Genomic DNA, 8,385 nt, shown 5'->3' with positions numbered 1-8,385 from the left:
GTGGCCCGTGGCGGATCAGGCGGTGGTCTTGGGCGGCCAGGCCGGGGCGTCTGCCCGCCGCACCACACGTGACCGGCGCTCAGCTGCCCAGGACACTCAGCTCGATATGCGCAAGCCGTTCGGGGTCGGAGAGGACGTCGATGGCGGTGATCCTGGCGTCCCGGATGGTGAACGCCATGACCGATACCGCGCGGCCCTGCGCGACCGCGACCACGCCGGGCGAGCCGTTGATCAGCGCCGCGTGCCCGGCCTCCGCGAAGCGGGCAAAAGTGATCGCCTGGGAGGCGACGTCGGCCGCACCGCGGCGGACCAGGCTGGGGCGCAGTGCGCCGCCGTCGGAGCGTGCCACGACCTCGGGGTCGAGGACAGGGACGAGGGCGTCGACGTCTCCGCCGCGCGAGGTGGCACAGCCGCCAGCATTGATCCTCGACGTCGCTCAGGCGGAGGCGTCCAGGAACGTCAAGACCGCGTCCGCCAGGAGCGGGGAGGTGAGGATGTCGTAATGCGTGGCCCCCGGCAGGATGGCCAGCCGCGCGCCGGAGCGCCCGGACCCGTCCCAGCCGGCGTCCTTCAACCCTCCGCCGAACAAGCCGAAGAACTCCACCACGTGTGCGGGCTGCACGGCGTCGGCGTCGCCGAACACCAGCAGCGCGGGCGCGGAGATCCCCGCGATCTCGGCCGTCCAGTCGTAGTCCTGCTGCTTCAGCTCGGCGATCTTGCCGATCAGGACCGGCCAGTCCTCCACCCTCGGTGCCAGCCGTGCATACAGCTCATAGATGGGGGACTGCTTCATCGGCTCGGCCGCAGCTGCGCTCATCTGGTCCATCTGGGCCACGACCTCCGGGAACCAGCCGACCCGCCGAGTGGGAGTGGAAACCACGACCAGGCGGCGGGTCGACTCCGGGTGCTGGATGGCGGTACGCAGGGCGACATCGGCTCCCAGCGAGTAGCCCATCACGTCCGCCCGTGCCAGGCCGAGGTACTTGAGCAGGGCGGCGATGTCGTCCGCGATCAGCTCCGGCCGCAGCGGGCGGTTGATGTCCGCCGTGCGGCCGTGCCCCTGCAGGTCGACCAGGATCACCCGCCGCTGCGCGGCCAGTGTGGGCAGGACGGGCGCGAACATCTCACCCGCGCCGATCCCGCCGTGCAGCAGCACCAACGGCTCACCCGCACCCGAACCGTGCTCCTCGAAGTACAGGGACAGGCCGTTGACGTCGGCGTAGCTCATCTATTCACCCTCCGCAAGATCATTCGGTTATTGCGGAGGTAGACCGTAGTGGTCCGCGAAACTCATCGGCCAGGTGAGGGCGGAGACAACTGGCGACCTCGCGTAATCGGGAGTCGCGTATTCCTAAGCGTGTGAGGACCCGTGGTCAAAATGGTCGCCGGGGGCATAGTGGCGCCAGGTCCCTCCGGCTTCTTCGGCAAGGCGGGCAGTGGTGTCGTCGTCATAGCCGAGCATCCGGGCGACCACCGGGGCCGGAGCTTGAAGGACAAGGTGGCGGATCGCCGCTGTGCGTCCTCGCTGGGTGGGGAAGCCCAGCTGTCGGAGCCGGAGTTCCAGGGTTTCCGGGGTCATGGGCTGTCCGGCCCGGCGGCCGGGGAAGAGCCATCGGGCGTCCGGGTTGGTCGCAGTGAATGTGTTCGGCCGCTGGCCAAGGTGGGCCAGCAGCATCCCGGCGAAGGGGGCGGGAACGGGGGACGGCGGGTCACCGAGTCGGACCAGGACCTCGTCAGCCTTCTGAAGGACGTCGTCGATGGTGAGCCGCGTGATCCGTGTGAGCGGTTGCGCATAGAGAAGAACGAGCGCGGCGGCCACGCGGTCCTGGAGCAGGATGTCGTCGCGGTTGACGGTCTGCCGTAACAGGGCGAGCCGCTGGTGCTGGGCGAGCGGGGCAGGGTTGCTCGTAGAGCGGTGCGGAACCTTGACGGCGGGCATGTGCTTGGACCGCATCGTCCAGCGAAGGAAGGCGTGGGTGAGGCGTCGGGCGGTGTAGCCGCCCGCGTACCAGGCATCGATATCGGCCTGGGTGCAGTCGGCGAGGGCGTGTCCCCGCTGGGCGAGGTGACTGAGGAAGGCGGTCGCGAGGCGGAGCTCTTCACGTCCCTGCTGGATCTGATTGCCGGTGAGCGGGCCGCGGCTGGCCATGGTGCGGAGACGGCGCTGGACGTGCCAGGTGGCGAAGAGTTCCAGCAGCCGCCGGTGCTCGGCGTCCTCGACGGCTGGCAGCTTCTCGGCGAGCCACCGCTGGAAGAACAGCAGCTGACGGTCGACCGGGGGCAGGACTCCACTCTGCATCAGCAGATCGCGCAGGTAGGCAACCGAGCGCCAGGGAGTGAGCTGGCTCAAACCGTCGTGGGTGAGCGGGACTTCACCGCGGGCCAGAGCCCGTAGGTTCCTTTGGGTGTAGGGCTGCTTTGTCCAGGTCAGCCCGCCCCAGGGGCGGCGCATCTGCCGCAGGGCATCGAACAGCGGGAGGAGTTCGGCGCGGACGGAGCCGCTGCCGTCGTCGAGCAGATCGCGGAGCCGTTCGATCAGCACGCATCTTCCGCAGATGCCGCGCCGGTAGCGCCTGGCCTCCTGGCCGCACTGCTCGCAGAAGAAGTCACCGATCCCGCCGGCGCAGTCGGTGCAGAGCAGGCCGCCGTCCGGTGCGAGACCGGGGGTGAGCCGCTCTACTCCGCAGCCGACGCAGGTCCCGTAGGTCTCCAGAGCCCTGGTCATGCAGCTCTGGCAGATGTAGCCCTCGGGCCAGTGATTCGCCCCCGGCCGCAGGGCCCGGCCGCACCGTGTGCAGAACAGGTCCTCGGCGCGGACGCGGGTGCGGCTCATCCTTCGGGCCGGATGCGGGCGCGCTTGGGCCGGACCGCCGACAGATCGACGACGGCGTCGCCGGTGGCGACCTTGCGGATGGTGGCGTTCTCCGCCGTGGTGGCGATCAGGTCGGCCGGGGTGCACTCGAAGATGTCGCAGAGCGCGGCCAGCACCGGCAGGGACAGCCGTTCGGGAGTGCCGGTGACGAGCCGGTGGACCTGGGAGAGCGAGAGGTTGATGCCGCGCTCGGCGAGCGGCGGGGCGAGCTCGCTGGTGGTGAACATCCCAGCGGTGGCCATGAGCTCGCGCAGCCGCCACTGGTAGCTGACCTGGCGTTTCATCAGGCCCTCCTGGCGGGTGTGAGCGCGGCCTCGACCGTAGCGTCCAGGGCCCGCCGCAGGGTGCGGGTGCGGAAGTCGGAGGACACGCAGGTGTAGATCGAGGTTGTGCTGGCGTGATCGTGGCCGGCCTGGGACTGCACAAAGAACGCGTCCCAGCCGTCTTCGATCAGGTGGGTGACGTAGGACCTTCGCAGCGAGTGGAAGTCCAGGACCGGGTCCAGCCCGAGGTCGTCGCGGTAGGCGGCGAAGCGGGAGTCCAGCCGTTGCAGGCCGACCCGCCGTCCGCGCTCGGACGGCCACAGAGCGGGCCCGTCCGCGTGGCGCATGGCGGGCCGGACCTCGCTCGTCCACTGGTCGAGGATCTCGGCCGACCACTCAAATACCGTCAGCACGCTGCGGCGTTTGGGCGGCGAGCCCTTCTTTGCCTTGCCGTGACGGACGTAGAGGACGCCGTACTCACCGAACTCCGGGCCTTCGGGGTTGCGGCCGAAGTCGGCGATGTCCAGCATCCTCGTCTCGTTGCGTCGCAGCCCGTAGGCGTACGCGGTCTTGAATAGCATCGTGTCGCGGAAGGCTGGCAGCCAGCCCTTGCGGCCGCGTCCACGAACACGCTCGACCTGGTCGTCAGCGTGGTCGAAGAACGCCTGCAACTCGTCCCGGGTGAAAGCCCGTTTCGGTGACTCGGCCTCGCACTCCTGCATGTGCACGGCGGTGTTCCACTGATGACAGACCTGCACCGGATGGGTGCCGAACCGCCGCTCGCACTCGGCCGCCCAGCCGTAGGCCGGGTCGATGGAGTAGTCGCAGAACAGCCGTACCGCCTCCTGGTAGCCGCGCAGCGTCGAGCGCGAGCAGCCGCGGACCGCGCGCAGGTCGCCGAACCACTCGTCCGCCAGGTGCGAGGACCAGGTCCAGGGGAAGGCGTCCGCGTGCGCGGCGAACGCCCGCACCTTCCGCTCACGGCCGTTGATGGTTGACAGCGCGAGGTTCCGGGCCAGCTGCTGGTTGCGCCAGCCGTCCAGCATCGCCTCGAAGACCTGCTCGTCCGGCCTCAGCAGCGGCACCCCGTCGGCCAGATGCAGCCGCGCGGCCCCTGGCGCCGTCCCGTTCTTGCCCGCCAAATCGTCACGCTCCGTAGATCGCATTCGCCGCGAGAATCTCGCATCTGATGCGAAGCTCGGGCAGGAACGGCAGGTCAGCCATCCGATCGAGTGAAGCGACGCGATATGAGCCCGGCCCGTCAGCTACCGTTCCCGTAGGCGCGCGACGATCCGCGTGTCCGCTGATCAGCGGCTTCCTGGGTCCCGCTCGGCCAACACAGCGCAAAGCGAAGCCAGTTCGCATTGGATGCGATACGCGCCGGTTCCCAGGTGAGCCCAAAAGGGGCCACGGGATGATCTTGAAGTTCTGAAGGCCACTGGCTTCGGTCACGTTCGCTGCTGGTTCTGCCCCGGCCGGCCTCAGCCCACCGCCTTCTTGACGAGCACGCTGATGCGCTGTTCGTCGGCTGCAGTCAGCTCCTTCAGGGCGTAGGCGGCCGGCCACATGGCGCCGTCGTCAAGTGCCGCCTCGTCGCTGAAGCCGAGCGTGGCATACCTCGACTTGAACTTCTGCGCGCTCTGGAAGTGGCAAAGAACCTTGCCGTCTCTGGCATACGCGGGCATCCCGTACCAGAGCTTCGACGTGAGGTCCGGAGCGGCGGTCTTGATGATGTCGTGTATCCGCTCGGCAAGGACCCGGTCCGCTTCCGGCATCTCGGCGATCTTCGCGAGCACGTCCCGCTCCGCTGCCGCCTCCTTCTCCGCCCGGGACGAACCGCGCCGCACCGCCGCCTTCTTCTGTTCCTGCGCGTGCTCCTTCATCGCGGTCCGCTCCTCAGCAGAAAAGCCCTTGTACTGCTCAGAGGTCGTGTCGGAGTTCTCGGCGGACGACTGCATGGACTGCATGGCAGGTTTCCTCTCGTACGGGGATGAGGCAGTTCAGGGCGGGAGTGCGGGGCCGTGGGTCAGGACAGGGGAGACGTCGTAAACAGCGCGGGGGCGAGCGCCCCGGTAGCCTCCCAGGCGAATCCGTCCAGATCGGCGAAGGGGCCGACGGTGTTGCCGAGGACGACGCGGTGCGAGCCGGTGCCGTCGGCAGGGACGCCGAGGTCCTTGGCCAGCCCGCCGCGCTTGTACAGCGCCAGCTTGATGGAGCCGGACTCGTCGGAGGTGAACTCGGCGTACTTGCCCCCGAAGCTCCTGGCCACGGTCAGGCCCCGGCCGACGTAGAACTGCTTGCTGGCCTTCACGTCCTCGACGCCGAGCAGGAGCACGATCTCGTCGATCTCACGAGTGGCCGGGCCGGTGTCCTTCTTCGCCGATGTGGCGATCTTCCAGATCGTCCCGTCTGGGGCCTGGACGACGCCGCCGTAGCCCCACAGCGACTTCGCGGCGGGCTTCAGCACCGTGGCGCCGGCGTCCAGGGCGGCGCCGACGAAGCTGTCGACGGTGGCCGGCTGGGACACCGTGAGCGCCAGGGTGAAACCACGGAATCCGGTGGTGTGTGCCTCGGACGCCCGCAGGCGTATGTACGTGTCCACTCCGAAGGCGGTGTAGAAGCGGCGGGCGGCCTCGGGGTCGGCCACCTCAAGGGTGACGGATGCGAGGGATGTGTTGGATGCGGTGGAAGCGGTGATTGCCATGGCCATCACGCTAGGGGCTGCTCGGTGGCCGTGACTTCTCGATTCCTGACGGGTCTTGTCACTTGCTTCGCCACACACGCCGGCATTCCCTCCACCCTGATCGCCGACCCCGCATCGCGGGCCGTACCTGCAGCATCGGCACGGTCGGCCGCCGCATCCGCAGCCTGGCGCCGGAAGACCCCTGGCGACATTCCGACGAGCTCGGTGAAGCGGGTGGTGAACGTGCCCAGCGACGCGCAGCCGACCGCGAAGCAGACCTCGGTGACGCTGAGGTCGCCCCGCCGCAACAGCGCCGTCGCGCGCTCGATGCGACGCGTCATCAGGTACGCGTACGGCGACTCACTGTAGGCGGACCTGAATTGACGGCTGAGGTGCCCGGCGGACATGTTCACACCGCGGGCGAGCGCCGCCACGTTCAGCGGCTGCGCGTACTCCCTGTCGATCCGGTCGCGGACGCGGCGCAGCCGCGCGAGATCAGCCAGGCGCTGCGCCTGGACGCGCGCACGCCGCCACTCGGGCTGACACATGAGAACACTCCCCTTTTCTCATCTTCCATCGACGTCTACGAGCGCCTGGGGTACCCGCCTTGGCAGGTACCCCAGACGCTCGGTGATGATGACCGGCCCTGGTGGGCGGCTGGCGCAGCAGGAACCTCTGTACAGATGCGACGCCGCGTTCCCTGCAGGTGGTGACGCGGTCGGCCCCGCACGGCCGCACCGATACCCGTCAGGATCAGCGAAGCTCCTGGATGCGGACCAGGTTGCCCGCAGGATCGCGGAACGCGCAGTCGCGAATGCCGTACGGCTGCTCGGTCGGCTCCTGGACGACCTCGGTATCACCGGCCTGCGCCTTCTCGAACGTGGCATCGAGGTGCCGGGGTGGCCAGCAGTATCCGGCCTCGGTACTGGTGGACTCGCGTATTCAAGTGTCGCGAGTTCGCGTTGAGTGCAGGCGGGGTTGGTTGCTCTCTGTGCTCGCGGGTGGGCCGGTTCCGGTCTGGTGTCGGCTCGGGATTGTGGCTACGACTCGGCTACGACGATGTAGAACGTCACAGCCGTGAGGAAGGGACCGCCTGCGAGGTGGTCCAGCCAGCGTCGTGCCGCCTCCTCGGTGAGGTATCCGGCGGCGACGGCGCGGTGTGTGGTGCGCTCCAGGCCAAGGATCTTGTCTGCGGCCTGGGCATCTCGGAAGACGGGTGTGACCGGGATAACTGCGGGCACCGCGAATCCGGCACCTGCTGCCAGTCGAGCGAGCTGACTGCCGATGCGAGCGTTGCGGACGACCTTGTCCGTAACGTACTGGGTATAGGCACGCGACAGGCCGCTGTCCGGATGGTCGACAGTCAGGGTGTTCCAGTCCGGTTCGCCCATGACGAGCCGTCCGCCGGGCCGGAGCACGCGCCGGACTTCGCGGAGCGCTTGAGCAGGATCGGCGACATGTTGCAGAACCCGGTCGGTGCGGGCCCGGTCGGCGGTGCGATCCGGCAGCGGCAGATCATGGATGTCGCCGAGCCGAACGGTCACGGTGCTCTGCTTGGCCGTGCGGTCCCTGGCGGCGTCGACCGTGGCCTGGTCGTGGTCAACGCCGACCACCGTGCCTGTCGCGGTGGCAGCCTCGGCAAGCGTACTGAGATCGGTGCCGGGGCCGCAGCCGAGGTCGAGCACCGTCTGGCCCGGACGGATCTCGAGTTCGTCGAGCATGCGGCTCTTGTAAGAGCGGCCCAGGTCGGTCGCGGCGACCCGATCGAGGTAGACGATCGGGTCGGGGGTGACGGTCTCAAATACTGATGAGGTCATGGGCGTCAGTCAACCAACTCGGGCGGGACGACGGCTCCCTAACGGTGAGTTCGCAAAGCCGACTGGCCTGGATTCAATGCAACTTCAGCGCGGCAGCGATCTTCCGTGATCTCCAGCGGCATATCGGCTCCACGTCCCGCCGGTCTCGTTGCGGAGCCGGGTGGTGGTCTTGTCGTGGGTAGCCGAGAGCGTCCGCGACGACGGGTGCGGGCATCTCCAGGAGTTGCTGCCGGATCGCGGCGCCGCGGGCGGCAGCGGCCGGGACTCCGATCTCGCCGAGAAGCGCGGACAGGTGGTCGGGGCGTCATTCATCACACTAACGACCGTGTGCGCTCCCGCACTTACGACCTACGGTCCACACGCACCCGGCGAAGTGAAAGGAGCGGGGGTCGCAGTACGGCCGATCACGGGGACGCCGCCAGGGGGGAACCCGGATGGAGGGAGCCCGGTTCGGTGAGGTGAAGGGATACGACGGCGCCCCGCTGCCCGCTCCTGAACTCCCGCCGGTGGCGCTAAAATCGCGCGGACGAGTACGTTGAACTGGGGCTATGGGCGTTGGTCTCGTTGTTGGGGGGTTGCGGGTGCCGGGCCCTTCGCCTGCCCTGCGGAGGTGGCCCCCGCCTCGAAGTGATCCACTCGGGCCCTGTCAGGAGCCGACACGCACGATCAGCGCGTCGCCCTGCCCGCCGCCACCGCACAGTGCCGCCGCGCCGATGCCGCCGCCGCGCCGCTTCAGCTCCAGTGCCAAGT

9 protein-coding genes and 2 pseudogenes are annotated in these 8,385 nt (G+C 68.7%); 1 reads left to right on the top strand and 10 read right to left on the bottom strand.

All coding sequences use genetic code 11. The features are described 5' to 3' along the window. Nucleotides 1-79: 79 nt before the first annotated feature. The 10 genes and pseudogenes from ACWDO5_RS34435 to ACWDO5_RS34390 form a co-directional block, all read right to left on the bottom strand. On the bottom strand, nt 80-349 hold the full coding sequence (locus ACWDO5_RS34435; RefSeq protein WP_450534476.1) for a hypothetical protein: 270 nt from the start codon (nt 347-349) through the stop codon (nt 80-82). Nucleotides 350-436: 87 nt separating this feature from the next. Next, nucleotides 437-1,228: an alpha/beta fold hydrolase gene (locus ACWDO5_RS34430; RefSeq protein WP_450534475.1), complete on the bottom strand. Its 792-nt coding sequence runs from the start codon at nt 1,226-1,228 to the stop codon at nt 437-439. 123 nt (nt 1,229-1,351) lie between these two features. Further along, complete coding sequence (locus ACWDO5_RS34425; protein ID WP_450534474.1) at nt 1,352-2,833, bottom strand: hypothetical protein; 1,482 nt, start codon at nt 2,831-2,833, stop codon at nt 1,352-1,354. Further along, a complete protein-coding gene (locus ACWDO5_RS34420; RefSeq protein WP_450534473.1) occupies nt 2,830-3,156 on the bottom strand; it encodes a helix-turn-helix domain-containing protein in 327 nt (108 codons plus the stop codon). Before ACWDO5_RS34420 ends, ACWDO5_RS34425 begins: the two co-directional genes overlap by 4 nt. Then, a complete protein-coding gene (locus ACWDO5_RS34415; protein WP_450534472.1) occupies nt 3,156-4,301 on the bottom strand; it encodes a tyrosine-type recombinase/integrase in 1,146 nt (381 codons plus the stop codon). The genes ACWDO5_RS34420 and ACWDO5_RS34415 overlap by 1 nt, the downstream gene beginning before the upstream one ends. Before the next feature lie 315 nt (nt 4,302-4,616). Beyond that, the gene (locus ACWDO5_RS34410; protein WP_450534471.1) at nt 4,617-5,102 is read right to left on the bottom strand and encodes an iron chaperone; all 486 of its coding nucleotides are present in this window, start codon (nt 5,100-5,102) and stop codon (nt 4,617-4,619) included. Between the two features lie 59 nt (nt 5,103-5,161). Then, nucleotides 5,162-5,845, bottom strand: coding sequence for a glyoxalase (locus ACWDO5_RS34405; RefSeq protein WP_450534470.1), 684 nt, complete (start codon nt 5,843-5,845; stop codon nt 5,162-5,164). Then, on the bottom strand, nt 5,845-6,366 hold the full coding sequence (locus tag ACWDO5_RS34400; RefSeq protein WP_450534469.1) for a helix-turn-helix transcriptional regulator: 522 nt from the start codon (nt 6,364-6,366) through the stop codon (nt 5,845-5,847). Before ACWDO5_RS34400 ends, ACWDO5_RS34405 begins: the two co-directional genes overlap by 1 nt. 205 nt (nt 6,367-6,571) lie before the next feature. Continuing rightward, nucleotides 6,572-6,737, bottom strand: a pseudogene (locus tag ACWDO5_RS34395) (VOC family protein); the annotation flags it as partial. A 121-nt stretch (nt 6,738-6,858) separates the two neighbouring features. Continuing rightward, entirely contained in the window at nt 6,859-7,635 is a 777-nt protein-coding gene (locus ACWDO5_RS34390; protein WP_450534468.1) for a methyltransferase domain-containing protein, read from the bottom strand. Nucleotides 7,636-8,069: 434 nt separating this feature from the next. On the opposite strand from ACWDO5_RS34390, the pseudogene ACWDO5_RS34385 reads away from it, so the two are divergent. Then, nucleotides 8,070-8,174: pseudogene (locus ACWDO5_RS34385) on the top strand (pirin family protein); the annotation flags it as partial. Nucleotides 8,175-8,385: the final 211 nt, after the last annotated feature.

The organism is Streptomyces sp. NPDC000880, assembly GCF_053599675.1.
This window is presented reverse-complemented; position numbering and strand designations above follow the sequence as displayed.

Bases quoted from the DNA above. Each gene is read 5' to 3' on its own strand.
- ACWDO5_RS34430 (WP_450534475.1), bottom strand. From the start codon at position 1,228: ATGAGCTACGCCGACGTCAACGGCCTGTCCCTGTACTTCGAGGAGCAC.
- ACWDO5_RS34425 (WP_450534474.1), bottom strand. From the start codon at position 2,833: ATGAGCCGCACCCGCGTCCGCGCCGAGGACCTGTTCTGCACACGGTGC.
- ACWDO5_RS34420 (WP_450534473.1), bottom strand. From the start codon at position 3,156: ATGAAACGCCAGGTCAGCTACCAGTGGCGGCTGCGCGAGCTCATGGCC.
- ACWDO5_RS34415 (WP_450534472.1), bottom strand. From the start codon at position 4,301: ATGCGATCTACGGAGCGTGACGATTTGGCGGGCAAGAACGGGACGGCG.
- ACWDO5_RS34410 (WP_450534471.1), bottom strand. From the start codon at position 5,102: ATGCAGTCCATGCAGTCGTCCGCCGAGAACTCCGACACGACCTCTGAG.
- ACWDO5_RS34405 (WP_450534470.1), bottom strand. From the start codon at position 5,845: ATGGCCATGGCAATCACCGCTTCCACCGCATCCAACACATCCCTCGCA.
- ACWDO5_RS34400 (WP_450534469.1), bottom strand. From the start codon at position 6,366: ATGTGTCAGCCCGAGTGGCGGCGTGCGCGCGTCCAGGCGCAGCGCCTG.
- ACWDO5_RS34390 (WP_450534468.1), bottom strand. From the start codon at position 7,635: ATGACCTCATCAGTATTTGAGACCGTCACCCCCGACCCGATCGTCTAC.